The sequence below is a fragment of the Actinomadura sp. HBU206391 genome (assembly GCF_014323665.1).
Classification (GTDB): Bacteria; Actinomycetota; Actinomycetes; order Streptosporangiales; family Streptosporangiaceae; genus Actinomadura_C.
Genome location: NZ_JABVEB010000034.1, coordinates 1 through 26,231 on the forward strand (window position 1 = coordinate 1; position 26,231 = coordinate 26,231).

Annotated in this window: 23 protein-coding genes; 13 read left to right on the forward strand and 10 right to left on the reverse strand. The window is 69.6% G+C overall.

The window, feature by feature from the left end; translation table 11 throughout:
* From HKK72_RS14075 to HKK72_RS14090, 4 genes are all read right to left on the reverse strand, one after another.
* A partial coding sequence (locus HKK72_RS14075) for a TY-Chap domain-containing protein (RefSeq protein ID WP_410050300.1) occupies nucleotides 1–613 on the reverse strand: 613 nt, incomplete at its 3' end.
* A 99-nt stretch (nucleotides 614–712) separates the two neighbouring features.
* Nucleotides 713–2,254, reverse strand: coding sequence for a hypothetical protein (locus HKK72_RS14080; protein ID WP_315987239.1), 1,542 nt, complete (start codon nucleotides 2,252–2,254; stop codon nucleotides 713–715).
* A 248-nt stretch (nucleotides 2,255–2,502) separates the two neighbouring features.
* Nucleotides 2,503–3,189: a cytochrome b/b6 domain-containing protein gene (locus tag HKK72_RS14085; protein ID WP_187234794.1), complete on the reverse strand. Its 687-nt coding sequence runs from the start codon at nucleotides 3,187–3,189 to the stop codon at nucleotides 2,503–2,505.
* The gene (locus tag HKK72_RS14090; protein ID WP_222720687.1) at nucleotides 3,176–3,910 is read right to left on the reverse strand and encodes a molybdopterin-dependent oxidoreductase; all 735 of its coding nucleotides are present in this window, start codon (nucleotides 3,908–3,910) and stop codon (nucleotides 3,176–3,178) included. The genes HKK72_RS14085 and HKK72_RS14090 overlap by 14 nt, the downstream gene beginning before the upstream one ends.
* 560 nt (nucleotides 3,911–4,470) lie before the next feature.
* Here HKK72_RS14090 and HKK72_RS14095 point away from each other — a divergent pair.
* Both HKK72_RS14095 and HKK72_RS14100 read left to right on the forward strand, forming a co-directional pair.
* Nucleotides 4,471–6,672, forward strand: coding sequence for a SpoIIE family protein phosphatase (locus tag HKK72_RS14095; protein WP_261986808.1), 2,202 nt, complete (start codon nucleotides 4,471–4,473; stop codon nucleotides 6,670–6,672).
* 208 nt (nucleotides 6,673–6,880) lie between these two features.
* On the forward strand, nucleotides 6,881–8,590 hold the full coding sequence (locus tag HKK72_RS14100) for an RNA polymerase sigma factor (protein ID WP_315987240.1): 1,710 nt from the start codon (nucleotides 6,881–6,883) through the stop codon (nucleotides 8,588–8,590).
* Between the two features lie 240 nt (nucleotides 8,591–8,830).
* On the opposite strand, the gene yaaA is transcribed toward HKK72_RS14100, so the two are convergent.
* Both yaaA and HKK72_RS14110 read right to left on the reverse strand, forming a co-directional pair.
* Entirely contained in the window at nucleotides 8,831–9,628 is a 798-nt protein-coding gene (gene yaaA / locus HKK72_RS14105; RefSeq protein WP_187234796.1) for a peroxide stress protein YaaA, read from the reverse strand.
* 128 nt (nucleotides 9,629–9,756) lie between these two features.
* Nucleotides 9,757–9,987, reverse strand: a complete 231-nt coding sequence (locus tag HKK72_RS14110) for a hypothetical protein (protein WP_187234797.1) — start codon at nucleotides 9,985–9,987, stop codon at nucleotides 9,757–9,759.
* 360 nt (nucleotides 9,988–10,347) lie between these two features.
* Between HKK72_RS14110 and HKK72_RS14115 the strand changes: the two genes are divergently transcribed.
* Entirely contained in the window at nucleotides 10,348–12,435 is a 2,088-nt protein-coding gene (locus HKK72_RS14115) for a type IIA DNA topoisomerase subunit B (protein ID WP_187234798.1), read from the forward strand.
* Nucleotides 12,436–12,513: 78 nt separating this feature from the next.
* On the forward strand, nucleotides 12,514–13,413 hold the full coding sequence (locus HKK72_RS14120) for a 1-aminocyclopropane-1-carboxylate deaminase/D-cysteine desulfhydrase (RefSeq protein WP_187234799.1): 900 nt from the start codon (nucleotides 12,514–12,516) through the stop codon (nucleotides 13,411–13,413).
* 21 nt (nucleotides 13,414–13,434) lie between these two features.
* Here the strand turns inward: HKK72_RS14120 and HKK72_RS14125 are convergent, their stop codons facing one another.
* Nucleotides 13,435–14,004: a thioredoxin family protein gene (locus HKK72_RS14125; RefSeq protein WP_187234800.1), complete on the reverse strand. Its 570-nt coding sequence runs from the start codon at nucleotides 14,002–14,004 to the stop codon at nucleotides 13,435–13,437.
* Between the two features lie 212 nt (nucleotides 14,005–14,216).
* On the opposite strand from HKK72_RS14125, the gene HKK72_RS14130 reads away from it, so the two are divergent.
* The 3 genes from HKK72_RS14130 (at nucleotide 14,217) to HKK72_RS14140 (ending at nucleotide 16,154) form a co-directional block, all read left to right on the forward strand.
* The gene (locus HKK72_RS14130) at nucleotides 14,217–15,044 is read left to right on the forward strand and encodes a helix-turn-helix domain-containing protein (RefSeq protein ID WP_187234801.1); all 828 of its coding nucleotides are present in this window, start codon (nucleotides 14,217–14,219) and stop codon (nucleotides 15,042–15,044) included.
* A complete protein-coding gene (locus HKK72_RS14135; RefSeq protein ID WP_187234802.1) occupies nucleotides 15,041–15,244 on the forward strand; it encodes a DUF397 domain-containing protein in 204 nt (67 codons plus the stop codon). The genes HKK72_RS14130 and HKK72_RS14135 overlap by 4 nt, the downstream gene beginning before the upstream one ends.
* A gap of 307 nt (nucleotides 15,245–15,551) precedes the next feature.
* On the forward strand, nucleotides 15,552–16,154 hold the full coding sequence (locus HKK72_RS14140; protein ID WP_187234803.1) for a Uma2 family endonuclease: 603 nt from the start codon (nucleotides 15,552–15,554) through the stop codon (nucleotides 16,152–16,154).
* Nucleotides 16,155–16,389: 235 nt separating this feature from the next.
* On the opposite strand, the gene HKK72_RS14145 is transcribed toward HKK72_RS14140, so the two are convergent.
* Nucleotides 16,390–17,325 (reverse strand): NADP-dependent oxidoreductase, encoded by a 936-nt coding sequence (locus HKK72_RS14145; protein WP_187234804.1) that lies wholly within the window; start codon nucleotides 17,323–17,325, stop codon nucleotides 16,390–16,392.
* A gap of 114 nt (nucleotides 17,326–17,439) precedes the next feature.
* On the opposite strand from HKK72_RS14145, the gene HKK72_RS14150 reads away from it, so the two are divergent.
* Nucleotides 17,440–17,766, forward strand: a complete 327-nt coding sequence (locus HKK72_RS14150) for a helix-turn-helix domain-containing protein (protein ID WP_315987241.1) — start codon at nucleotides 17,440–17,442, stop codon at nucleotides 17,764–17,766.
* A complete protein-coding gene (locus HKK72_RS42140; RefSeq protein ID WP_315987242.1) occupies nucleotides 17,696–17,848 on the forward strand; it encodes a winged helix-turn-helix transcriptional regulator in 153 nt (50 codons plus the stop codon). Before HKK72_RS14150 ends, HKK72_RS42140 begins: the two co-directional genes overlap by 71 nt.
* Nucleotides 17,849–18,011: 163 nt before the next feature.
* Here the strand turns inward: HKK72_RS42140 and HKK72_RS14155 are convergent, their stop codons facing one another.
* Nucleotides 18,012–20,510 carry a DNA topoisomerase (ATP-hydrolyzing) subunit A gene (locus tag HKK72_RS14155; RefSeq protein ID WP_187234805.1) on the reverse strand — a complete coding sequence of 833 codons (2,499 nt, stop codon included), beginning with the start codon at nucleotides 20,508–20,510 and terminating at the stop codon, nucleotides 18,012–18,014.
* Between the two features lie 116 nt (nucleotides 20,511–20,626).
* Between HKK72_RS14155 and HKK72_RS14160 the strand changes: the two genes are divergently transcribed.
* Nucleotides 20,627–21,793 (forward strand): alpha-hydroxy-acid oxidizing protein, encoded by a 1,167-nt coding sequence (locus tag HKK72_RS14160; RefSeq protein WP_187234806.1) that lies wholly within the window; start codon nucleotides 20,627–20,629, stop codon nucleotides 21,791–21,793.
* A 24-nt stretch (nucleotides 21,794–21,817) separates the two neighbouring features.
* On the opposite strand, the gene HKK72_RS14165 is transcribed toward HKK72_RS14160, so the two are convergent.
* Nucleotides 21,818–22,357 (reverse strand): hypothetical protein, encoded by a 540-nt coding sequence (locus HKK72_RS14165; RefSeq protein ID WP_187234807.1) that lies wholly within the window; start codon nucleotides 22,355–22,357, stop codon nucleotides 21,818–21,820.
* 148 nt (nucleotides 22,358–22,505) lie between these two features.
* Here HKK72_RS14165 and HKK72_RS14170 point away from each other — a divergent pair, with 148 nt between their 5' ends.
* The 3 genes from HKK72_RS14170 to HKK72_RS14180 all read left to right on the forward strand — a co-directional run bounded on the left by HKK72_RS14170 (nucleotide 22,506) and on the right by HKK72_RS14180 (nucleotide 26,173).
* A complete protein-coding gene (locus HKK72_RS14170; RefSeq protein WP_187234808.1) occupies nucleotides 22,506–24,137 on the forward strand; it encodes an amidase in 1,632 nt (543 codons plus the stop codon).
* Between the two features lie 396 nt (nucleotides 24,138–24,533).
* Nucleotides 24,534–25,520, forward strand: a complete 987-nt coding sequence (locus HKK72_RS14175; RefSeq protein WP_187234809.1) for a methionine ABC transporter ATP-binding protein — start codon at nucleotides 24,534–24,536, stop codon at nucleotides 25,518–25,520.
* The gene (locus HKK72_RS14180) at nucleotides 25,517–26,173 is read left to right on the forward strand and encodes a methionine ABC transporter permease (RefSeq protein ID WP_187234810.1); all 657 of its coding nucleotides are present in this window, start codon (nucleotides 25,517–25,519) and stop codon (nucleotides 26,171–26,173) included. Before HKK72_RS14175 ends, HKK72_RS14180 begins: the two co-directional genes overlap by 4 nt.
* The last annotated feature ends 58 nt before the right edge of the window (nucleotides 26,174–26,231 follow it).

Below are 26,231 nucleotides of genomic sequence, written 5' to 3' on the forward strand. Positions count from 1 at the left end.
CGCCGTTGACGTCGCGGGGCGCGGGCTTGTGCGGCTCGGGCACGGTCGGTGCGGTGAGCGCCGGCGTGGTCTCGCCGATCCGGCGCGACCCGGTGGCGCGGCCGGCGCCGTCATCGGCCTCCGGCGCGGGGGCCTGACCGTTGCCGGCGGTGCGGTGTTCGGTGATCCTGCTCGGGTCGGCCGGGCTGATGCCGAAGTCCGCCAGCTCGATGAGCCCGGTGCCGTGCCGGTGGAACGACTCGTACACCAGGTCGGCGGGCCGTCGCAGGCCCTGTACGTCGCGCAGGGCGGTGACCATCATGTCGGCCAGCCCGGCGTAGTCGGTGGCGGTCGCGAGGGGCGGCAGCTCGGTCCACCAGTTCGCCGGCGACCAGTCCGCCGTCGGCGGCCGCCACCCGGCCTCGGTGAGCACCTCCTCGTCGGCGGGGGTCAGCAGGAGCGGGCCCTCGAGGAAGTTGTTGCTGACGGCCTCGGCGTAGAGCCGGTCCGGTTCGCGCATGGCCTGGACGTAGTGGCGGCTCTCGTCGTGTTCCCGCACGATGAGGATGGTGTCGCGATCGAGACCCGCCAGCTCACGGCCGAGGCGTTCGGCGAATTCGGACCACTCCAACAAGATCACTCCTCACCGGCCGCCGTCGAGCCACTCGGGATCTCCGACCCCACCGTAAACGCCGATAATCGCCGTCCGGGTCTCCTCTCGCAAACCGCTCGGTCAGCCGGCCGGCGGCCGATCGTGGCGCAGCGCGCGCAGAGCGCCGCGCAGCGCGTCGGCGTCGCCACCGTGCCGGTCGATCACTTCGATGAGCCGGTGCAGGATCTCATGGCGCTCGTAGCCGAGATCCAGCAGGATCTGCGCGGTCTCCCACAGTTGCGGCGGATCACCCGCCCACAGCCGCGCGGCCAGCCGCTCGTGCTCGGCCAGATGATCCTCCGGAGCCCCTGGATGCTCGAACTCGAGCAGCAGCCGGCGGTCACCCGGATCCGCTGGATTGAGCGACGTCAGGTCGACCTTGCCGTGCCGTCCGTTGAGGAACGGCAGCGCGAACGCCCGGCGGGGGAGGGCCTCCAGATCGCCGTCCGGCAGCAGCCGCTCGACCAGCTCGCGGTCCAGGCCGGCCTCGGTCGGATCGCGGTAGGCCTCGGCGAACCTCACAGTGGCGTCCCAGACCGCGTCGAGGGTGGCCCGGACGCCCTCCTCGGGCAGCCCGGTGCGGCGGCTCGCCCACCGCACCCACGCCGCGAGCACGTGCGGCATCGCCTCCTGCTCGGTGGGCCACAGCAGGACCTTGCGCGGCACCCACTCCAGCAGGAACCGCTCGCACTTGATGGGGCTGACCCGCAGCGGGCGGCCGGAGTCGTACGTGCAGCCGTAGTCGATGATCCGGTCGACGCAGCGGCTCGCCGCGGACCGGTCCGACAGTTCCTCGGCCTCGTCCGAGGCCAGGAACTGCGCGGCCAGGGTGGCGCGCCGGTCGCGGCCGTAGACCGGCGGCGCGGGGTGGCGGCCGCCCGGGGGCAGCGCCCGCACCCTGGCCCGCACGAACGCGTGGTAGGACCCGAAGCCCTCGTTGACCGGCGGGTCGGTCCAGCCGTCGGTCGTCCTCAGCGCGGTCTCGAGCAGCGCCCGGGTACGGCCCGGCTCGAGATGCTCGAAGCGCATGAGGGGGTTGTCGCGGCCGTCGTTGCGGCAGTGATCGAGCACCTTCTCGACCTGGGAGGACACCCACGCGTCCCGCACCATGCCGCCGTAGTTGTGGTCGACCACGACGATGAGGGCGTGCCGCTCCGCGCCGCCATAGGTGTAGGTGCAGACGATCGATTCCTGGTCGCCGTAGACGTCCCGGGAGGTGTAGCACTCCTCGGCCGCGACCATGCCGACCCGGTCGGCCCAGCCGGGGCGGGCCACCCCGCGTTCCATGAGGCCGAGCGCGGCGTGCTCGGCCATGGCCGCCTGCCGGCTCGTGCCGAGATAGGCCATGCCGGTCAGCAGGGCCAGCGCCGCAGGGGTACCCGCACGACCGGCGTGGTCGACCAGGGCCTCCCCGACCACCTCGTCGGCGTCGGTGCCGACCTCGTCCGACCGGCGGCCCCACCAGGAACCGAGGATCTCGCTCACGATGAGCTCGGCGTCGAGCGGGCTGCGCACCGCCAGCAGCTCACGGGCGTGCCTCAGGATGTCATTGAAGATCGCGTAGATCTCGTCGGAGGGTGGCTTGGCGTCCCCCGGAGGACGGCGGCGGCTGCGGGGACTCACGGACTTACCCTCTCAGATTCGCTCGTGACAGTCGCCCACGACCTGCATGATGTCGCCAGCGGAATGCTCTGGTAGGACCGCTCCACCCGGCACCCCCGATATTCGGGGGAATTGTCGTCGGGAGGCCGGTCCATGTTCGAACAACCATTTTACTCCCCCATGGCGGTAAAGGTGCCCGTTGCCATGGGCCTTGACCGGCGTCTACCGGCGGAGTCGCGGCGTCCTATTTCACGCAGCAAGGAGACCTGTCAAGGCCTCCGGGCGTCATGCTTCTCTGGCTCTTCCGGTGTGGATTGTGTGGATTGTTCGGCCAGCCACGCCGGGTGGTGGCGGGCGGCCCACGGCCGGTCGACATGGCCGTCCCACATCCCGGCCATCGCCCCGCGGTCGCGCATCGCGAACCAGAGGTGCCCCAGGAAGGCCGCGAAGATCCCCAGGGTGAGCCAGTCGTGCACGAAGGTGGCGCCGGTCCGCCAGCCGTCGGGGAACGGGCCGGGGAAGGTGAGCATGGCCCCGGTCCCCAGCATGACGAGGATCGCGCCGGCGACGAAGGCGGCGTTGAGCTTCTGGCCGGCGTTGAACTTGCCGACGGGGATCGCTCCCTCGCCGTCGATGACGACACGCCGGTCACTTCGGCGCAGCCACTCCCAGTCCACGTCGCCGAAGCGGTTGAGCCGCCCCAGATCGGTTCGGAACGCCTTCGACAGCCAGCCCGCGAGAATCGGGGCGGGCAGGGAGAATCCGGCGATCACGTGGATGGTCTTGAACAGTTCCCGGCGGCCGACGGCGGCGGCGACGACCGGGACGTACAGGCACGCCGCCGTGACGAGGCAGATGATCATCAGGAGCGCGACGGCGTGATGGACGGCGCGCTCAGGGAGGGTGAACCTCAGGATCGCCCGCCCGCCGCGACCGCCGGGGTCACGTCGGCTCATCGTCTCTCCCGTTCGACCGGCCGACCCACGCGTCGACGTCGTAGCCGCGCTCTTCCCAGTAGCCGGGGACGACCTTGTCGACGACCTCGATGCCGCCCAGCCACTTGAGCGACTTGTAGCCGTACATCGGCGCGACGAACAGCCGCACCGGGCCGCCGTGATCGTGGGTGACGGGTTTGCCGAGCATCTCGGTGGCGACGAGGACGTCCCGCCTGCGTGCCTGCTCCATCGTCAGCGACTCGGTGTAGGCGCCGTCGAAGGAGCGGAAGCGCACGGCGGCCGCTGCCGGCGCCGCGCCGACGGCGTCCAGCAGGTCGGGGAGCGCGACCCCCGCCCACGGCACCTTGGGCACCCGCCAGCCGGTGACGCACTGGAAGTCCCGGGTGATCCGCGTCTGCGGAAGCGCACGCAGGTCGGCCATCGTGAACGTGCGCCGTTCGCGGACCCGCCCGCTCACCGTCAGCGTGTAGTTCCCGGCATCGCGGCGATCGACGCTGTCGACCACCGAGTAGTACCGGAAACCTCCACCGATCGGGACGATCTTGTTGATGGGCGACAGGGCGCGGTCGACCTTCTCCTGCACGCCGGCGCCGACCGCCACGCCGATCGCGCCGAGGCCCAACATGCCGAGGACGATCCGCCGTCCCACAGGGGTGCCTTCGTCCGGCCGCGCGGAGTCCGGCCGCGCGGAGGCTCCGCCGTTCAGTCTGGTGCCCGTCACCCCCCCATTCGAGCACTACGCACACCGTATGACCACGGGAACGATCGGAATGTAAGAAATCAGTCATATCTGGCCTCGCCGGCTCCGGGCCGGAACGGCGATCTTCGGAGAACGGCCGGAATCGGCCAATCGGGATCGCCTGCACTGGCCCGCACCGGCGCGAGGCGGGCGCGGCACGCGGCCGGAGGCATTCGCGATCGGGCGGGCGGCGGTACGAGGCACGGTGCCGATCTGCGCGGGGACGCGCCGGGATCCCGCGCTCGGCTGCCGATCGGCGCGCGGCGTTCTATCATCTCGTACCTGCCGATTGATCCGGCCGCCTCGGTGCCTCGGCGGACCTGGCCGGACGGCGGGCGTATCGACGGCACCGTAGGGTGACCGGTGAAGGTGCCGAACCGGCCACTGGGGGTAAGACTTGTCTTCGGCGCCGAACCACCGAGATGATGAAGGCCTGGCTCCGACCAGTGTTGTGATGGAGGCGGGGGCTCAGCCTGCTCCCATTCACCCATAGTGATGACGACCTGCCTTGTGGTTAATCCTCGCCCGCGACGGAGGTGTCGATGGTGAGCACCGATACTTCTGTTCCGCACCCCCGGGTGGCCGGTATGGACTCCTCCGATATCGCGCTGTTCGAGACCCTGATCAAGGAAGCGTCCATCGGTTTCGCGTTCTTCGATGCCAAGCTGAAGTGCCGCCGGGTCAACGAGACCCTCGTGGAGATCCACGGCGTGTCCGCCGAGCGCCTCATCGGGCGGCGCCCGTCCGAGGTGCTGACCGACGACGCGGCGACGGCCGCGGCCATGGAGGCCGCGCTGCGGCAGGCGCTCGACGAGGGCCAGTCCGTGATCGACGCCTTCGATCTCACCGTCGACGTCGCCAGGGAGGGCGGCGCGGATGAAGACGGCGCGAACGAGGGCGGTGCGGCCGAAGGCGAAGCCGGGCCCGGGACGGTCGGCACCGGGGCGCCCGGCCCGGACGACTCGCTCAGCGCGTCCGTCGACCGGACCCGGCACTGGTCGTACTCGTGGTTCCCCTCCCGCGGCCCGGACGGAAAGCTCCTCGGCATCGTGCTGATCGTGGTGGACGTGTCCGAGCGCCGCCGTTCCGAGGAGATCATCCGCCGCAAGGAGGAGCGCTACCGCTCGCTGGTCGAGGCGAGCTCCCAGGTGGTGTGGGTGACCCAGCCCGACGGCCAGATCTCCGACGACGCGCCGGAGTGGCGGTCGATCACCGGGCAGTCCATCGACGAGTACCTCCTGGGCGGCTGGCTCGCGGTCATCCACCCCGAGGACCGCCAGCGCGTCGAGGCCGTCTGGCAGGAGTGCGTGCAGGTCAACCGTGTCTTCGAGGCCAACTACCGGGTCCGCACCAAGACCGGCACCTACCGGCACTACGACGTACGGGCCGTGCCGATCTGGCGGGGCGAGGACGTCGTCGAGTGGGTCGGCGCGAACACCGACGTCACCGGCCAGCGTGAGGCCGAGGAGATGCGCGGCCGGTTGACCGAGCAACTGTCGGCCGCCGCACTGCGCACGGCCAGGTTGCAGCAGGCCACCTCGCTGCTGGCCGAGGCCCTCACGGTGGCGCAGGTCGTCCAGGTCATCACCGAGGTCGGCCGGTCGGCGATCGGCGCCGACCAGTCGGCGGTGGCGCTGCTGAACGACGACAAGCTGGTGCTGCGGATCATCACGCCGGGCGGCACCCAGGAGACCGCTCCGGTCGCGCCCGACGACATCCAGGTCAGCGGCCAGACCGTGATGTCGGTCGCGGTCCGGGAGAGCCGGCCGTTCCTGGCCGAGAATCCCGACAGCCTCCGGATGCAGCTCGGTGGCGACGAGCCCGGTCTGTTCGGGCGTCAGATGGAGGAGCGGGCCTGGGTGGGGCTGCCGCTGCTCGCGGCGGGCGCCGCGATCGGCGCCCTGCGATTCTCGTTCATGCGGCCACGAGAGATCACCGAAGAGGAGCGGGTGTTCCTCGAGGCGCTCGCCGGCCAGTGCGCGCTGGCGGTCGAGCGGGCGCTGCTGTTCGAGCGCGAGCACAAGACCGCCGAGGAGCTGCAGCGCAGCCTCCTGCCGAGCGATCTGCCGCAGCTGTCCAACATGCAACTGGCCGCCCGCTACCACCCGGCGACCCGCCATGTGCAGGTCGGCGGGGACTGGTACGACGCGTTCCGGCTGCCCGACGACCGGCTGGCCATCGCGGTCGGCGACGTCATGGGCAAGGGCGTGCTGGCCGCGGCCGGGATGGGCCGGGTCCGCAACGCCCTGCGCGCCCTCGCGCTCAACGATCCGCGGCCGGCCGCGGTGCTGGCCGGGCTCGACCGGCTGTTCAGCGCCACCGAGGACGAAGAGCAGTTCACGACGGTGGCCTACGCCGTCATCGATCCCGAGACCGGAGTGGGCGTTCTCAGCAATGCGGGGCATCCGCCACCGCTGCTGATCAGCCCGAACGCCCCCGCGCGGCTCAGCGCGAGCGAGCCGGGGACGCCGCTCGGCTGGCCGAGTCAAAGACAGCAGACAAGTTTTTCCATCGAGTCCGGCAACACTGTGGTGTTCTATTCCGATGGACTCGTGGAGAACCGTAGGCGTGGAGTGGACGCCGGTCTCGACGAGCTCGTCGGGGTCGCGGCGGACGCGCCACCGGAGGTGGTAGCAGATCCTGAAATAATCGTCGATTTCTTGGTCGATCGCATGCTTGCCGGGTATGAGCAAGACGACGATGTGACCGTACTTGCCCTACACGTTCCGCCGAAGACGGCGTAGTCCGTACGAAGGACCACTCAGCTCCCCCTAAGGTGGTGTGTTACCGGGCAGGACTCCCCGTACGGAATGCGCAGCCGTGCCAGAATGCTGACCCTAGGAGAAGCGGGTACGCTGCTTTCCCGCGCGGGGTTCGTGGCCCCGCCCGCGAGGCCACGCCCGACAGGCCGCCTGGGTCAACCTAGCCACATGTTTCGTTCGAGAGGTGTTTGTGTCGCCTGCCAGTTCGACCTCGAAGCCAACAGAGCAGCTGCACGAGCACGTCATCGGGCAACTGATCGAGCGTGGACGGTCCCAGGGTTACATCGAAGCCGACGATGTACGCCGTACGTTCGAGGAGGCCGACATCCCCGTGTCCAAGGCCTCGAGCATCTTGCGGAGCCTCAGCAAGGAGGGTGTGACCGTCATGGTGAGCGCTGCCGACTCCGCGGCGCCGAAGCGTCCGCGCAAGCGCGCCGGGACGCAGGCGGCGCGGAAAGATCAGACTGAAGAGGGGGCGGGCTCCCGTCAGGGGGCGCCCAAGAGCGTCGCGGCCGCCAAAGAGCAGCCCGACACGGTGACGGCCGTCGTCGACGACGGTTCGGACGGCGGCGCGTCGGACCAGCGGGCCCGGGCGGGCCGGTCGCAGACCGCCAAGCCCAAGAAGGCCGCGCCCAAGCCGAAGCGGCCCACGGCCGCCAAGAAGACCCAGCCGGCCAAGGGCGGTCCCGCCGCCAACGGCACGGCCAAGCGGTCGGCCGAGAAGGCCGAGCCGGTCGTCGATGACGAGGTCGAGGTCACCGATCTCGATGTCGATCTCGAGGTGGACCTCGAGGTGGACGTCGATCTGGAGGCCGGTGACACGCCCGGGGACGCGGATGTCGCCGTCGAGCCCGACACCGAGGCCGTCGTCGCCGAGCCCGACGCCGCCGGGCCGCAGGGCAAGAAGCGCGAGGACTCCGAAGAAGAGGCGTTCGTCCTCGGCGACGATGACGAGGACGCCCCGGCCCAGCAGATCGCGGCGGCCGGCGCGACCGCCGACCCGGTCAAGGACTACCTCAAGCAGATCGGCAAGGTCCCGCTGCTCAACGCCGAGCAGGAGGTCGAGCTGGCCAAGCGCATCGAGGCGGGCCTGTTCGCCGAGGAGCGGCTCGCCGTCGAGGGCCATGCGATGTCCGAGGACGACCTCGAGGACTTCGAGTGGATCGCCGAGGACGGCCGCCGGGCCAAGAACCACCTGCTCGAGGCGAACCTGCGCCTGGTGGTGTCGCTGGCCAAGCGCTACACCGGCCGCGGCATGCTGTTCCTGGACCTGATCCAGGAGGGCAACCTCGGGCTGATCCGCGCGGTCGAGAAGTTCGATTACACCAAGGGCTACAAGTTCTCCACGTACGCCACCTGGTGGATCCGGCAGGCGATCACCCGGGCGATGGCCGACCAGGCCCGGACCATCCGCATCCCGGTCCACATGGTCGAAGTGATCAACAAGCTGGCGCGGGTGCAGCGGCAGATGCTCCAGGACCTGGGCCGCGAGCCCACCCCGGAGGAGCTGGCCAAAGAGCTCGACATGACCCCCGAGAAGGTCGTCGAGGTCCAGAAGTACGGCCGTGAGCCCATCTCGCTGCACACGCCGCTGGGTGAGGACGGCGACAGCGAGTTCGGGGACCTCATCGAGGACTCCGAGGCGATCGTCCCGGCCGACGCGGTGAGCTTCACGCTGCTGCAGGAGCAACTGCACTCGGTGCTCGACACGCTGAGCGAGCGCGAGGCCGGAGTGGTCTCCATGAGGTTCGGTCTCACCGACGGCCAGCCGAAGACCCTCGACGAGATCGGCAAGGTCTACGGGGTGACCCGGGAGCGGATCCGCCAGATCGAGTCGAAGACCATGTCGAAGCTGCGTCATCCGTCGCGCTCCCAGGTGCTTCGCGACTACCTGGACTGAGCTCCGCCTGGACTGAGCTCCGCCTGGACTGAGCTCCGCCTGGACTGAGCTCCGCCCGGATTGATTTGGCGGCGCGGGCCTCCGACCGGTACGGCCGGGGAGGCCCGGCCTGCCGGAAATCGCCCTCCGTGCACCATCGGGAGCGGCCGCGACACGCCGAGCGCACCACGTGACGGACTGTTTACCAAACGTGATTCAGCGCTCGTGTTTAGCCGCCCCAGGTGTTTCAGTGCCCGTGATTCAGTGCCCGGGTTCGCACGGATCGCTGAGGATGACCTCGGCGGTCCAGGGTGCCCCGCTCCGGGCCGGGCCCTTCAGTTCCACAACGTGGCCCAGATCGCCAAGGATCTTCGCCAGCTCCTCTGGAGACCGCGGGTCGGCGCCGGCCACGATGAGATCGCGTGTCACCGCGCCCCTGGTGGCCTTGGCCATGTGGCTGACCACCGAGCGCCGCACCACGCCGCCGGCGATCCGTTCGCGCAGGACCCGTACCGCCACCGTAGGGACTGCCGGCCGCCACGCCGCGGCGTAGGGCGCGGAGCGCATGTCGACGATCAGCCCTGGGTCTTCAGCGGACATCGCCTCGGCGAGGGCCGGCCGCCATACGCCCGCGAGCGCGCCGAGCCACGGCAGTCTCACTCCCATGGCCAGCCGATACGGCGGAACGCGGTCGCCGATGCGCAGCACGCCCCACAGGCCGGAGAAGATCGCCAGACGCTCGGCGGCCCGCGCGTAGGCGGCACCGTCCAGATCGGCGAGGCCGAGATTGTCGTACAGGACCCCCGTGTAGAGCCGCGCGGTCGGCAGCGTGGCCGCCGACCGCAGTACGCGGTTGCGCTGCAGGGCGTCGGCCTGCCCGGCGGGCAGCCCCAGAACGTCCATGGCCCGTCGCTCCGGGCCGGCACAGAGGGTGATCAGGGTGTCGAGGACCCGTTCCCTGGTCCTCGTCAGCTCGGGACGGGTCAGCCCGTCCAGGTCGACGGGCGGGCCGTCTCCGGTGGTCGCCTTTCCCTCGGAAGGCGGCAACAGGACGAGCACGGTCCCTCCGGTGGGTGGTCGCGGGTCGTAGGTCGTAGGGACGCCGGGTCGGCGTCGGCCGGATACAGAAGACGGCGGCCATCGTCGCCGATGACCGCCATCTTCTCTCTATGTATGGAGCTGTCGAACTACCGTTCCTTGTCAGGGGCGATGGCAGGGGTCTCGATCAGCCGGTCGGTCTCGTCCTGAATGTCAGCCCCGTTGGAGCGAAGCGCCTCGCTGAACTTGCGGCCATGGTGCGCGCAGAACAGCAAGTCGCCGCCGCCCGAAAGGACCGCACGGACATAGGCCTGGGCGCCACAACGGTCGCAGCGATCAACGGCCGTCAGTGGCTTGGATGGGGCAAGGGCTCCAGTCACGGCACCTTCCTCGTCTCGGGGTCGGTACTTAAAAGAACATCTAACCGGACGCGGACGTTCCCAACCCGCCAGTCAGTACGCCCAGAGCAGAATGGAGCAATAAGTGACGTAAGTCACAAAGAGTCCCCTCTGCTTTGGAAAACGCCGGAAAGTCCAGGCGGTGGATCGGCCATCGGGCAGCATCCTGCCGCATGTGGGAGCCCTGTTCGAGGACCGACGAGGCCGCGTGACGACATCTTCGCGACATCTCGGGGCCTCGAACGGCATCTTCGTCACGGCTTCGGAGTGGCCGACGGGTGAACGGCCCCAGGAGGGGTAGCCTGCTGCCTGACGTTCTGCCCCCCGAGGAGTTCGACCAAGTTGACCGCTGTGACCGCTGAACTTGCCGCAGACGACCCGCACGGCTATTCGGCCCGGCATCTGTCGGTGCTCGAAGGGCTGGAGGCCGTCCGTAAACGGCCGGGCATGTACATCGGCTCCACCGACAGCCGCGGCCTGGTGCACTGCCTGTGGGAGATCGTCGACAACTCCGTCGACGAGGCCCTGGGCGGGCACTGCACGCACGTCGAGGTCGTCCTGCACGCCGACGGCTCCATCGAGGTGGGCGACGACGGCCGTGGCATCCCGGTCGACATCGAGCCCAAGACCGGGCTGCCGGGCGTCGAGCTTGTCATGACGCGGCTGCACGCGGGCGGCAAGTTCGGCGGGGTCTCCTACACCGCCTCAGGCGGTCTGCACGGCGTCGGCGCCTCGGTGGTCAACGCGCTGTCCGCCCGGCTCGACGTCGAGGTCGACCGCGGCGGCCACACCCACCTGATGAGCTTCAAGCGCGGTCTGCCCGGCGATTTCGCCGACGAGGGACCGACGGCCAAGTTCAAGAAGAAGTCCGGCATGAGGCTCGGCAAGCGGGTCGCCAAGAAGACCACGGGCACCCGGGTGCGGTTCTGGCCGGACCGGCAGATCTTCATCAAGGACGCGACGATCGCGACCGAGCTGGTGCTCGACCGGATGCGCCAGACCGCCTTCCTGGTACCGGGCCTGTCGATCTCGGTGAGGGACGAGCGCGGCGAGGAGCTGATCGAGGAGTCGTTCCGTTTCGACGGCGGCATCAGCGAGTTCTGCTCCTACCTCGCCTCGGACGAGTCCGTTAGCGAGGTGCTGCGCCTGCAGGGTCGCGGTCACTTCACCGAGACGGTGCCGGTGCTCGACGACCAGGGGCACCTGACCCCCACCGACGTCGAGCGCGATCTCGAAGTCGACGTGGCGCTGCGCTGGGGCACCGGCTACGACACGATCACCCGCTCCTTCGTCAACGTGATCGCCACGCCCAAGCACGGCACCCACGTCTCCGGATTCGACCGGGCCCTGGTGCGGACGATCAACGAACAGCTCCGCAGCACCCGCCTGCTGAAGAACGGCGACGACCCGGTCCTCAAGGATGACATCCTCGAAGGGCTCACCGCCGTCGTCACAGTACGGCTGCCGGAGCCGCAGTTCGAGGGGCAGACCAAGGAGGTCCTCGGCACCTCGGCTGCGACCAGGATCGTGTCCCAGGTGGTCGCCAAGGAGCTCAAGGCGGCGTTCGAGTCGCCCAAGCGCGGCCAGAAGCAGCAGCTGCGCAACGTCCTCGAGAAGATCGTCTCCGCGGCCAAGACACGCATCGCCGCCCGCACCCAGCGCGACAACCAGCGCCGCAAGAACGCCCTGGAGAACTCCGCGCTGCCGGCCAAGCTGGTCGACTGCCGCACCTCCGACGACCGCAGCGAGCTGTTCATCGTCGAGGGCGACTCCGCGCTGGGCACCGCCAAGCTCGCCCGCAATTCCGAGTTCCAGGCGCTGCTGCCGATCCGCGGCAAGATCCTCAACGTGCAGAAGTCCTCGGTCGCGGACATGCTCAAGAACGCCGAGTGCTCGGCCATCATCCAGGTCATCGGCTCCGGTTCCGGCCGCAGCTTCGAGATCGACTCGGCCAGGTACGGGCGGATCATCCTCATGGCCGACGCCGATGTGGACGGATCGCACATCCGGTGTCTGCTGCTGACCCTGATCTACCGGTACATGCGCCCCATGCTGGAGGCCGGCCGGGTGTTCGCGGCCGTACCGCCGCTGCACCGGATCCAGCTCAGCAACCCCAGGAAGGGGCAGGAGCGCTACATCTACTGCTACACCGACGGGGAGCTTCGCAAGAAGCTCGTCGAGCTCGAGCGCAAGGGCCAGCGCTGGAAGGAGCCGGTGCAGCGGTACAAGGGCCTCGGTGAGATGGACGCCGACCAGCTCGCCGAGACCACCATGGACCCGCGGCGCCGCATGCTCAGGCGGATCCGGATCGAGGACGCCGAGGACGCGGCCAAGATCTTCGATCTGCTCATGGGCTCCGAGGTCGCGCCGCGCCGTGAGTTCATCACGGCCGGTGCCTCCGAGCTCGACACCGCCCGCATCGACACCTGATCGAGGGTCCGCCGGGTTCGGGCGCGGGCCGGCGCTCGCACGGCCGGCCCACCGGACGCGTCGCGGGATGATTGCCGGATGCATGTGAACACCGGCCGGGTGCCCGTCGCCTCGGTGCGGTTGCTGCTGCCGTCACCGGTCGTGGAGCTGGCGGACGACCGGATGGCCCGGCATGGGCTGCGGTTGTTCCTGAAGCGTGACGACCTCATCCATCCCGAGCTGCCCGGGAACAAGTGGCGCAAGCTGAAGTACAACCTCCAGGCCGCCGCCGAGCAGGGCCACCGGACACTGCTCACCTTCGGCGGGGCCTACTCCAATCACATCCGCGCCACGGCCGCCGCTGGCCGGCACTTCGGGTTCTCCACGATTGGCGTGATCAGGGGTGAGGAGCACCGGCCGCTCAACGAATCCCTGGCGTACGCGGCGGCGCAGGGCATGCTGCTCACCTATCTGGACCGTACGGCCTATCGCCGCAAGGCCGACCCGGAGCTGATCGCCGGGCTGCGCGAGAGGTTCGGCGAGTTCTACCTGATCCCGGAGGGCGGCAGCAACGCCCTCGCGGTACGCGGATGCGCCGAGCTGCCCGCCGAGATCGACGTCCCGTTCGACGTCATCTGCTGTGCCTGCGGCACCGGCGGAACGCTCGCGGGCCTCGCCGCCGCGCTCCCGCCCGGGCGGCGGGCGCTGGGCTTCGCCGCGCTCAAGGGCGGCCGGTTCCTGGACGAGGAGGTGGACCGGCTGCAGCACGAGGCCCACGGCGAGAACTCCGGTGACTGGAGCATCGAGTACGGCTTCCACTTCGGCGGGTTCGCCCGCCGTACCTCTGATCTCGACGCGTTCATCGCCGACTTCACCGCGCGGCACGGGGTCACCCTCGAATGGGTCTACGTGGCCAAGATGATGTACGGGATCTTCGCCCTCGCCGAGCGCGGAGCCTTCGCCGAAGGCACCCGGATCGTCGCCGTCATCACCGGCTGACCCGTCACATACGCTCGCGCGTCAGGTGGGTTCGTTGCCGGGCTTCCACTTGATGCCGCAGCCCAGGCTCGCGACGTGCGGTTCCGGTACCGGGCGCCCGCCGAGCACCTGATAGAGGGCGGCTCGCAGGGTCGCGCCATCGGCGGGCTGGTCGTTGCGGGGCCGTGCGCCGTCGAACTCTCCCCGGTAGGCGAGCCCCCGCTCGGTGTCGTACAGGAAGAGGTCCGGTGTGCAGGCCGCCTTGTAGGCCCTGGCCACCTCCTGCGTCTCGTCGACGAGGTAGGGAAAGGTGAAGCCGGCACGCTTCGCCTGCTCGGTCAGATGCGCGGCATCGTCGTCCGGATAGTTCTCGACGTCGTTGCTGCAGATGCCGACGGCCGCCAGGCCCTCCTTCTGCTGGTATTCGGCGACGACCTCGCCGAGGGCGCTCTCGATCCGGCGCACATAGGGGCAGTGGTTCGACAGGAAGGCGACGAGCAGCGCAGGGGCGTCCGCGAAGTCGTCGATCGACACCGTGCCGCCCTGGATCGACGGCAGCGAGAAGGACGGAGCGCGGGTCCCGAGCGGGACCATGAACGACGAGATGGCCATGCCGCGATTATCCCCACCGACCCCCTGCTTGACCCTGTTGGTGCGGAACCCCCGGCGCGTAGAGGACGACTGAGAACGAATTCTGCTGCGTTCCGTCATTTATCGGTTACCGTCGGCGATACTTGCATGCCAGGCCGGTGCGTCCGGTCTGGACGCAACCGCAACCGGCGCCGCATGGCGGCCCGAGATACGGCCGACTCCCCGGAGGTCCCATGCCCCGCCCCCAGCGCGAGCTCGACCCCGATTCCCTGGTAGGCCACTTCGGAGCTGAGCTTCGTACGTATCGCAACAAGGCTGATCTCTCGATGGCCCGACTCGCCACCGCGCTCGGTTGTTCCGCCCAGTGGATCGGGCAGGTCGAGCTCGGCGAAAAGCCCCCTTCGGAAGAATTCGCGTACGACCTGGACACCTATTTCAAGACCTGCGGCAATTTCCACCGCCTGTGGGAGGCGATCAAACGAGCGGGACGCTGTCGCGTGCTCTTGCCAGGCTTTCCCAGATACCTCGAGCTCGAGGCCGAGGCGGTGTCCATCCGCCGATTCTCCACGCAGGCGATCCCTGGGCTGCTCCAGACCGAGCCCTATGCGCGAGCGGTGATGGCATTGGGGCGGCTCCAGCCGGCGCTCGACCAACGAGTGGCCGCGCGGATGGAACGGCAGAAAGTCCTCCTGAGAGAACAGCCGCCGAACGCTCTGTTCGTTCTCGAAGAAGCGATCCTGCACCGGCCCATCGGAGGGTCGCAGATCATGTGCGAGCAGCTCGAGACGCTGGCCAAGTTCACGGAGGCGGGGGAAACGCAGGTTCGGATCCTGCCGTTCGCCTCGGTCACCGAGGCGGCCTTGGATGGGGCCTTCACCATCCTGAGCTTCGGGAATGATCCCGATCTCGTGTACGTCGAGGCACCTGGCATCACACAGCTCATCGATGACAAGGACACCGTCGCGGAGTGCGGGGTACGGTTCGATCTCCTCATGGGTGAGGCACTGCCTCGCGCCGAGTCCACCGAGTTGATCTTTAAGCTCTTGGAGGAGCATCGATGATCGAGCTGGAGCAGATCGCCGACTGGCGTAAGAGCAGCCGCAGCGCTCAGGGCGGGGATGAATGCGTCGAGATCGCCGGTCTCGCCGGGACGGTGGCGGTTCGAGACTCCAAGAACCCCAAGGGGCCAGTGCTCGCCTTCGACGTGGCGAGCTTCCGGCGCTTCGTCGAGGCGGCTCGCGCAGGCGACCACGACCTCTGAACCTCACCTAGATCAACTCGAGCCCGCTTCAAGAGTTCGACTCGCAAGTCATACGTTCTCATCTGATCGCAGGATCCGAGACGGAGTCGAAGCCTGTTCGGTGTCGGCGTGTGCACCACCGGATCGGCTTCCGGCGGGGCATATCCCGACACCGAAGGCCGCTCGGTCTTCGTCCTCGGCGAGCGCCGGGGGCGAATGCATTGCCGTTATCAGCCGAATTTCTGTTGCTCTGTGCAACATCACCTGTACTCTCCGTATTGAAGACAGTGTAACCGCGCGATGGGAGAGAACAGGGGATGATGGAGTCATGGCCCTCGCGACGGTCCTGGAGGCGGCTCGCGCAATGGAAGACGACACCGGCGGTCCGACGATCGAGGAGCTCTACGAATCGCTCGACCTTCCGGGTCACCGCGTGGAGCTGCTCGAAGGGCGAATCGTCGTGAGCCCTGCGCCGATCAAAATGCACAACCGGATCGTGACCTGGCTGAGCGACGCACTTCGGGAGCTCTGCGATCAGCATGGCCTGGACCGATTGACGCACGGCACGATCGAGCTGCCCAAGACGTCCGAGCGAATCCAGCCCGATCTGTTCATATGCCCGGCTGACGAGTCCACCGATGGGGAGTGGCTGCTCTCCGCGGAGGATGTCCTGCTGGCCGTCGAGGTGGTGTCTCCGTCCAGTCGGCGCGACGACTACGTGGTCAAGCGCGCGAGCTGCGCGCAGAGCGAGATCCCGCTCTATCTGATCATCGACCCCCGGGAATCGTTGATCACGCTGTTCGCGGGGCCGAGCCCGCGGGGTTACCTGCGCTCAGCCGCCGTTCCCATCGGCGAGAAGCTCGATCTGCCGGAGCCGTTCGGAATCGTCGTGGACACGGCGACCATGCCCGGCAAACCCGCAGAGCAATAGGCGCGGCACGCCGCGTAGATCGGCTGCGTGGTGTCTTCACCCCGCTCGAAGGTTGTTCGGTGTCGGCGTATGCACCATCGGGTCGGCCTCCGGTCGTGCGGATGCCGACACTGAAGCCTGTTCGGTCCATTTTCCTCCGCAAACACGGTTCCTCGGCAAACACGGTTCCTCGGCGAGCAGGGGGGCGAATGTGGGCAAAACGCCTGGGTGTTCGCCTCGCGCCTAGAGGTCGGCGTCAGGGGACGAGGACGAGACGTCCGCGGAGGCCGCCCTCGGCGAGGCTGCGATGGGCCGTGGCGACCTCGTCGAGAGGCATGGCGCCGGCGACGCGCAGGGTGAGCGCGTCCTTCTCGACCAGGGCGACGAGGTCGGAGAGGCGGGTGGCGTCGGCGCGTATCCAGTGGTTGAAGACCCGGGTGCCGCGCAGAGGCGGCGGCGCTGCCCCTGACACCACGGCGGCGAAGGCCCCACCCGACTGGACCGCGTCGAGGGCGGCCGCTCCGATCACGACCGCGTCCAGGGCCGCGCGGACACCTCCCGGGACGAGGGCGCGGACCGCCTCGCCCAGCCGTGCCGTGCGCGGCACGAACAGCTCGGCTCCGAGGTCGCGTACCAGTGGTTCGTCCTCGGTCGCGGCGACGGCGACCACGTGGAGCCCCCGAGCCGCGGCCAGTTGGACGGCGAAGCCGCCCACGGCACCGGCCGCACCGGTCACCAGCAGCGTCCGCCCTGGGACGAGGTCGAGCCGGTCGAGCGCCTGGGCCGCGGTGAGCCCGTTCAGGGGCAGCGTCGCGGCCTCCGCCGACGACAGGCCCGCCGGCGCACCGGTGACGGCGTCCGCATCGAGTACGGCATGGTCGGCCTGCGTGCCGAGCGGAACGTCGAGCCGGTCCGACAGGCCGATCACCCGCTGGCCGGGGACGAGACCTGTGACTCCTGGCCCCGCGGCCTCGATGGTTCCGGCGACGTCCCACCCGATGCCGATCATGTCCCGTGCCGGCATCAGGCCGGCCTGGGCGAGTACGCCGGACCGCGTGGCCAGGTCGACGGGGTTGACCGTCGCGGCCTCGACCCGGATCAGGACCTGATGCGGTCCCGCGACCGGCACCGGGACGTCCGCCACCTCCAGGACCTCCGGCCCTCCGAAGGCACGGACGACGACTGCGCGCATGAGATCTCCTCGCGTTCCGCAAAGCGGTGCTTCCTTTGGGTACGACCGTAAAGAGAGCTACTCTCTGATGGGAAGTACGCACGTCGAGGTGCGGTTCAGACCCGGAGAAGCGTGATGGCCACCCGTACCGCCGCACAGCGGCGCAAGGAGGCGCGTATCGCCTACGACGCCTATCTCGCCGCGTGCCCGACCCGTCAGCTTCTCGATCGCATCAGCGACAAATGGGTGAGCCTCGTGCTCAACGCGCTCGCCGACGGTCAGCGGCGCTACAGCGATCTCTCCCGGATCATCGCCGGGGTCAGCGAGAAGATGCTCACCCAGACCCTGCGGGCCTGGAGCGCGACGGCTGACCCGTACCGTCACACCCTCGGTGCCGGTACGGGTCGACTACGCGCTCACCCCGCTGGGCGCCAGTCTGCTCCCGGTGATGCAGGCCATTAAGTGCTGGGCCGAGACCCACATCGAGCAGGTCACCGACGCGCGCGAGACCTACGACAACCGGGCCTCTCGAACAACTGCATGATCACGCCGGAGCCGGAGCCTGAACGCGGCTCGGTACGTGCGCCACACGTGCACGGAGGCGAGCACGGAGACGAGCGCGGGCACGTGCCTGGGCGCCCAGAAATGATCAAGGGTTCGAGCGCCTACAGGTGCCCGAACCCTTGATCAACTGCGTGAAGGTGCGTTCACTCGGGGTCGGGGGCGCCTTCCGCCACGATCTGCCTGACCGGGCCGATGGGGCCGCCGACGGCGGAGACGCGGTAACCCGCCCGCTCGCCGGAGCCGTCCCGCCGGCCCAGCTCAGTGGGCAGCTTCACCGGCTTGCCCGTGTTCGAGGTCGCGCGGACCGGTGTCGGGCCAGCCCAGGCCAGCAGTAGCGTGTCCTCGCCCTTCAGGAAGCGGTGCGATCGTACGCCGCCGGTGGCGCGGCCCTTCGACGGGAATTCGGCGTAGTCGCTGACCTTGACGGCGCCGGGCTGGATGCCGGGCAGGGCCGCGGACGAGCCCGCGATCGTGACGACCACGGACTCGCGGGACGGGTCGACGGCTCCGAACCACACCACGCGGGCGTCGGTCCCCAGCCGGATGCCGGCCATCCCGCCGGCCGGGCGGCCCTGCGGGCGGACGGTGTCGGCGCCGAAGCGCAGCATCTGCGCGTCGCTCGTGATGAACACCAGATCGAGTTCCTCGGAGTCGAGCTGCACGGCGCCGATGACCTTGTCGCCGTCCTTGAGGCCGATCACCTCGAACTCGTCCCGGTTGGCGGGGTAGTCGGGCACGACCCGCTTCACCACTCCCTGCTCGGTGCCGAGCACCAGCCCCGGCCCCTCGGTGTCGAACGTGCCGAGGCCGATCACGGTCTCGCCGGCTTCGAGCGTGATGAACTCGCTGATCGGCGCACCGCCCGCCAGCGACGGAGGGGTGGCCGCCGGTGGCAGCGCGGGTAGGTCCAGTACGTCGATCCGCAGCATGCGGCCGGCGGTGGTCACCGCGCCGACCTCCCCGCGCACGGTGGCGCGGACCACCGACACGAGCGTGTCGTGCGGCGCTCTCGGGCCGTCCGCCGGGAGCGGGTCGACCCCGCCCGTACGCGCGAGCAGGCCGGTCGAGGAGAACAGGACCAGGCACGGGTCGTCGCCGACCTCCAGCGGCACGGCCGCGGTCGTGGTCTGGCCGGAGGACTCCAGCAGCACCGTGCGGCGCGCGTTGGCGAATTCCTTGGCGACCTTCCCGAGTTCGTCCGACACGACTTTGCGGAGCTTGGTCTCGGACTCCAGGATCGCGGTCAGCTCGGCGATCTCGCGGCTGAGCGTCTCCTTCTCCTTGTCGAGCTCCAGCCGGTCGTAGCGGGTGAGTCGGCGCAGCGGGGTGTCCAGGATGTACTGCGCCTGGATCTCCGACAGCTCGAAGATCTGCATCAGCCGCTGCTTGGCCTGGGCCGAGTCATCGCTTTCGCGGATGACCTGGATGACCTCGTCGATGTTGAGCAGCGCGATCAGCAGACCGTCGACGAGGTGCAGCCGCTCCTCGCGCTTGCGCCGCCGGAACTGGCTCCGGCGTCGTACGACGTCGATGCGGTGATCGACGTAGACCTGCAGCAGGTCGCGCAGGCCGAGCGTGCGCGGCTGGCCGTCGACCAGCGCCACGTTGTTGATGCCGAAGGTCTCCTCCATCGGCGTCAGCCGGTAGAGCTCCTCCAAGACCGCCTCGGGGTGGAAGCCGTTCTTGATCTCGATGACCAGCTGGAGCCCGGTGGACCGGTCGGTGAGGTCCTTGAGGTCGGCGATCCCGGTCAGCTTCTTGGCGTTGACCATGTCCTTGATCTTGGCGACCACGCGCTCGGGCCCGACGCCGTACGGCAGCTCGGTGACGACGATGCCCTTGCGGCGGGCGGTGACGTTCTCGATGCGCACGGTCGCACGGGTGCGGAAGGTGCCGCGGCCGGACTCATAGGCGTCGCGGATGCCCTCGAGCCCGACGATCCGGCCGCCGGTGGGCAGGTCGGGGCCGGGGACGAACCGCATCAGGTCGTCGAGCGAGGCGTCCGGGTGGGCGATCAGGTGGCGGGCGGCGGCGATCACCTCGCCGAGGTTGTGCGGGGCCATGTTGGTGGCCATGCCGACCGCGATGCCCGACGCGCCGTTGACCAGCAGGTTCGGGAACGCCGAGGGCAGGACCTCCGGTTCGTTCTCCTGCCCGTCGTAGTTGGGCCGGAAGTCGACGGTGTCCTCGTCGATGGAGGTCACCATGAGCATGGCCTCGCGGGACAACCGGGCCTCGGTGTAACGCATCGCCGCGGGGGAGTCGTCGCCGCCGAGCGATCCGAAGTTCCCGTGCCCGTCGACCAGCGGCATCCGCATCGACCAGGGCTGCGCCAGCCGCACCATGGCGTCGTAGATCGCGCTGTCGCCGTGCGGGTGCAGCTTGCCCATCACCTCGCCCACGACGCGGGCGCACTTGACGTGCCCCCGGTCGGGCCGCAGGCCCATGTCGTTCATCGAGTAGAGGATGCGGCGCTGTACGGGCTTGAGCCCGTCGCGCGCGTCGGGGAGCGCCCGCTGGTAGATCACCGAGTAGGCGTACTCGAGGAAACTCCCGCGCATCTCCTCGGAGACATCGACGTCGACGATGTTCTCTTCGAAGTCCGGCGGGGGCGGAGGGGTCTGCGTACCACGTCGTGCCATGCGGCCATTCTTCCGTGTCCCGGAGACAGATACGTACGGACCGCGCCCCCGGCGTGGCTCTCATGCGTCCCAGCGATCACAATGGGCGTGCACGTCACGATGGAGGAGGCGCCCTGATGAGCTCGCCCGCCGATTTCCAGAACGAGATCTACCTCAACGGGCTCGGGGACGTGCTCCCTGGGTTGCCCACCGACCTCACCCGGCTGGAGCGGCTCGCGAGGAAGCGGCTGTCGCCGGGCGCGCACGGCTACGTGGCCGGTTCCGCGGGCGGCGGGGCGACCGCGCGGGCGAACCGGGCGGCGTTCGACCGGTGGCGGATCGTGCCTCGCATGCTGCGCGACGTGGCCGTACGCGATGTCGCCGTGGAGGTGCTCGGCGCGTCGCTGCCGGCTCCGGTGCTGCTCGGCCCCGTGGGCGTGCTCTCGATCGTGCATCCGGGCGGTGAGCCGGCGGTGGCGCGTGCGGCGTCCGCGCTGAGCGTGCCGATGGTGCTCAGCTCGGCCGCGTCGCACACCATCGAGGAGGTAGCGGAGGCCTCCGGCGACGGCCCGCGATGGTTCCAGTTGTACTGGCCGAAGGACCCCGAGATCGCGGCGAGCTTCCTCGGACGGGCGAAGGCGGCGGGTTACACGGCGCTGGTGGTCACGCTCGACACCTCGATCCTCGGCTGGCGTCCCCGTGATCTCGATCAGGCGTTCCTGCCGTTCCTGCGCGGCATCGGGGTGGCCAACTACTTCTCGGACCCGGCTTTCCTGAAGGGCATCGGCGGCTCGCTCGACGCCGATCGGGCCGCGGCGATCATGCACTGGGCCGCGAACTTCGGCAATCCCGCGCTCACCTGGGACGATCTCGGATTCCTGCGCGAGCACTGGGACGGCCCGATCGTGCTCAAGGGCATCCAGCACGCCGATGACGCGCGGCAGGCGGCCGATGCGGGGATGGACGGAGTGATCGTGTCCAACCACGGCGGGCGTCAGGTGGACGGGGCCGTCGCATCGCTCGACGTGCTGCCGGACGTGGTCGCAGCGGTCGGGGAGCAGATCACGGTGCTCTTCGACAGCGGCATCCGCAGCGGTTCCGACATGGTGAAGGCCCTGGCGCTCGGCGCGCGTGCGGTACTGATCGCCCGGCCCTACGTCTATGGTCTGGGGCTCGCGGGCGAGGCCGGCGTGCAGCACGTGCTGCGCTGTCTCATGGCCGAGTTCGAGCTGACGCTGGCGCTGTCGGGGGTCGTCCGGCCAGGCGACCTGACGCCGGACATCCTGCGGCGGGCCGACGCTTAGCCCCGCGGCCGTACGGGTGCGCGGTCAGCTCGCTTCCTTGCGTTCCTGGGCGACCAGGGTGCCGATGATCCGATCGGCGACGCCGCGCGAAGCGTAGATATCGAGCGTGAGCCGCTTCTCGCACTTCGGCAGCCACACCTGCACCATCGTCTGATCGCCTCGGACCCCACCCGTCAGGTCGTAGCGCCAGCCGCCGGCGGCGCCCTTGACGGTGAGGGGGACGGCCTTGTCGAGCCGGATGCCGCGTTCGGTCATGGTGGCCGGCAGGGGCTCGGGGCGATCTCGCGCCGGGCAGTGAAGGATCGTGTAGACGCCGCCCGACAGAGTGATGCCCGCCGGGTCGGTCCAGGTGGTCGAGGGCCCGTCCGAGTGTTCCTCCCGCCATTCGGCCGGCACGCCGAAGCCGAAGTAACTCCATGCCACGGGCTTCATGCCCGGCGGCGCGGAGATGGCGGGGTAGGGGATGTCGTCCCGTACGAAGTCCCGGTACTTCTCGGTCAGGGTCACGGCCCAGCCCACGAGGACGACGGTGACCGCGAGGCCGATGATCAGCGGACGCCGCATGCGCCCATGGTAGGCCCCGCCCCTCGGCGTGATCGGGGGCGATCACGGCGATACAGACGATCACGGCGATACAGGCGAGACCGAACCGCAACGGAACAGAAACAAAAGATCTTTACCGTCGAGGGCAGGCCGTTGGGAAAGGATCTTCATGGGCAACGCTCCGTCGGCACGCAGGCTCCGCCGTGTGATCGCCCTCGTCACGGCGGCGGGCCTGTCCGGAACCCTCGTGACCCCTCCCGCGGCCGACGCGTCGCCGCACCGGCCCTCCGCGCCGCCGCAGGTCGCCGGACTTGGCCTGGACGAGCTCCGCGTGCTGCTGAAGCACCGCAGGCTCACGTCGGTGCAGCTGGTACGGGAGTACCTGCGGCGGATCGAGGCCTATGACCACGCCTACGGCGACCAGCCGGGCCTGAGCGCCGTCATCGCGGTGAACCAGCGGGCGCAGGCCGAGGCGGCACGGCTCGACGCCGAGCGCAGGGCGGGCCGGATCCGCGGCCCTCTGCACGGCATTCCCATCGTGGTGAAGGACAACTTCGACACCGCCGACATGCCGACGACGAGCGGATCGGTGGCGTTGCGCGACCTGAGGCCGCGTGACGACGCGGAGCAGGTACGGCGGCTGCGTGCGGCCGGGGCAATCGTCCTCGCCAAGACCAACATGCACGAGTTCGCGATGAACATCTACACGATCAGCTCGCTCGGCGGCCAGACGCGCAATCCGTACGACCAGACCCGGCATCCGGGCGGATCGAGCGGGGGCACGGGCGCCGCCGTCGGGGCCGGCTTCGCGCCCGCGGGCATGGGCACCGACACCTGCGGCTCCATCCGGATCCCGGCCGCGCACAACAACCTCGTGGGGCTCCGGCCGACGCTCGGCCTGTCCAGCCGCGACGGCGTCGCACCGCTGGCCGGCACCCAGGACACGGCCGGGCCGCTGGCCACGTCCGTGCGCGACGTCGCGCTGATCCTCGACGCGACCGTGGGCCATGACCCGAAGGACCCGGTGACCAGGGAGTCCATCGGCAGGATTCCGCGCAGTTACCTCCCGGCACTGCGCGGGAACGCTCTGCGCGGCAAGCGCATCGGGATCTTCACGGACTACTTCGGCGCCTCGGCGGAGGAGCAGCCCACGACCGACCTCGTACGCGCCGCCGCCGATGACATGGTGCGCCAGGGAGCGCGGACGGTGGAGCTCGGCCCTCAGCCGGAGCTGCTCGCCGCCGCGGCGGGGGCCAACCGGGTCCGCGACGAGTTCGAGCGCGACCTGAACGCCTACCTGGCCGCCGCGCGAGGCCGCCCGAGCGAGCTGGCCGGCCTGGAACCGCCGTACGACGAGATCACGCTGGCCGACATCGCCACCTCGGGCCAGGTGACCCCGACCGTGCTGTCGACGCTGAAGGCATGGGTCGGCAGCCCGGCGCTGCCGAACGACGCCTACGACGAGAAGCTGCGGCAGCGGGGGATCCTCCAGGACGGGCTGAAGGCGCTGATGCGCGACCACGACCTGGACGCGCTCCTGTATCCGTCCATCACCCGGCCGGCGACCACCGTCGGCACCACGCAGCCCTATGCGAACTGCCGGCTCGCGGGCTACAGCGGGTTCCCGGCGTTGAGCGTCCCGGCGGGCTTCACCGCGGACGGTCTGCCGGTCGGGGTGGAGTTGCTGGGCCTGCCGTACAGCGAGCCCGGTCTGCTCGGAATGGGCCACGCGTACGAACAGGCCACCGGGCACCGCAGGCTTCCCGCCGGTACCCCGCCGCTGCCCGCCGAGACGCGGTGACCCGCGCCAAGGGCGCCGGACCAGGTGAGGGACGTGACGGGGATGACCCGCCGGAGATTTTGGGACAGTAGCCGCACTCTGCTTTACTAATGGCATGACCGCCGCTCCGCGCTGCTCCATGCGCCGCCCGCAGACCATGCGGGCGATGCGGTGTTGTCGAATGTGTGCCTTCTGAGGGCCCCTGCTCGTCAAGCCTCACGCCCCGAAGTGAGCGAACCGCGACCCCGTGAGCACATGTTCTTCGTTCTTCATCTGCTGAGCCACACGCCCTTCCCGCCAGGGAACTGCTGAACCGGTCTCTCTTGAACCGCGGCTCTGCCGCCTCTTTGACCTGACCGTCTTTCCGTTCGTCTGCCGCCGGCCTGTGCCGGCTGACGCCTGCTTGGGACAATCCCTGTGATTCAGATCGAAAAACTCAGGAAGACCTATCGCTCGCAAGGGCGCGTGGTGACCGCCGTCGACGGCGTCGACCTCCACGTGCGCGAGGGCGAGGTCTTCGGCGTGCTCGGCCGCAGTGGCGCGGGCAAGAGCACGCTGCTGCGCTGCGTCAACCTCCTGGAACGCCCCGACGAGGGCCGCGTGGCCGTGGCGGGGCGGGAGCTGCCCGCCCTATCGGGCGGCGAGCTCCGGCGGGCGAGACAGGGCATCGGCATGATCCACCAGCACTTCGGCCTGCTCGGCTCCCGTACGGTCGCCGGCAACGTGGCCTTCCCGCTCGAGGTCATGGGGGTTCCCCGTGCCGAGCGCGCCCGGCGCGTCGCCGAGCTGCTGGACCTGGTCGGCCTGACCGATCATGCCAAGGCCCACCCGGCGCAGATATCCGGCGGGCAGAAGCAGCGTGTCGGCATCGCGCGGGCCCTTGCCGGCGAGCCCAAGGTGCTGCTGTCCGACGAGGCGACCTCGGCCCTCGACCCGGAGACCACCGACTCGATCCTGGAGCTGCTGCGGCGGCTGAACCGCGACCTCGGTCTCACCATCCTGCTCATCACCCACGAGATGAACGTCGTGAAGCGGATCTGCGACTCGGCCGCGCTGATGCGGGAGGGACGGTTCACCGAGTCGGGTCCGCTACGGGAACTGCTCGCCCGGCCCGGGTCCGAGCTGGCCCGCGGCCTGTTCCCGCTGCCACCCGCGCCCCGGCGCGCCGGCGCCACCGTGATCGACGTGACGTTCGTCGGGGACGCCACCGCCCGGCCGGTCATCTCGACCCTGGCCAGGGAGCACGCCGTCGACGTCAACATCCTCGCCGGGGCCGTCGAGACGGTCGGCGGGGCGCCGGTCGGCCGCCTGCGCATCGAGCTGGCGGGCGGCCCGGAGGACAACGCCCCGCACCTGGCGTTCCTGCGCAAGGCCGGCCTGACGGTCGAGGAGGCGGCGAAATGAGCTGGAGCGAGATGGCACCGCTGCTGAGGGACGCGACCGTCGACACCCTCTACATGGTCGGGGTCGCCACGCTGCTGACGGCGGTGTTCGGGCTGCTGCTCGGCGTGCTGCTGGTGCTCACCGACCGGGGCGGCCTGCTGGCGGCGCCGCTGGTCAACCGGGTGCTGGGCGCGATCGTCAACGTCGGCAGGTCCCTTCCGTTCATCATCCTGCTGATCGCGCTGATGCCCTTCACCCGGTTGGTCGTCGGCACCACCATCGAGAGCACGGCCGCCATCGTGCCCCTCACCGTGGGCGCGATCCCGTTCTACGCCCGGCTCGTCGAGACCGCGCTCCGCGAGGTCGACCGCGACGTGGTCGCGGCGGCCAAGGCCATGGGCGCCTCGGTCCGCGAGATCGTCGTGAAGGTCCTGCTCCGCGAGGCCCGGCCCGGCCTCGTGGCCGGCCTGACGGTCACGGTGATCGCGCTCATCGGCTACTCCGCCATGGCCGGCACCGTCGGCGGCGGAGGGCTCGGCGACGTGGCGGTCCGCTACGGCTACGAGCGGTTCGAGACCGAGGTCATGGTCGCCACCGTCGTGCTGCTCATCGTCCTCGTGCAGGTCGTCCAGATGATCGGCGACCTCGCCGCCAGGCGGCTGTCCCGCAGATAGGACCGCCTCGCGCGACGCGCCCGTCCACCCATCCATCAGTGAACGACGTGCGGGAGAT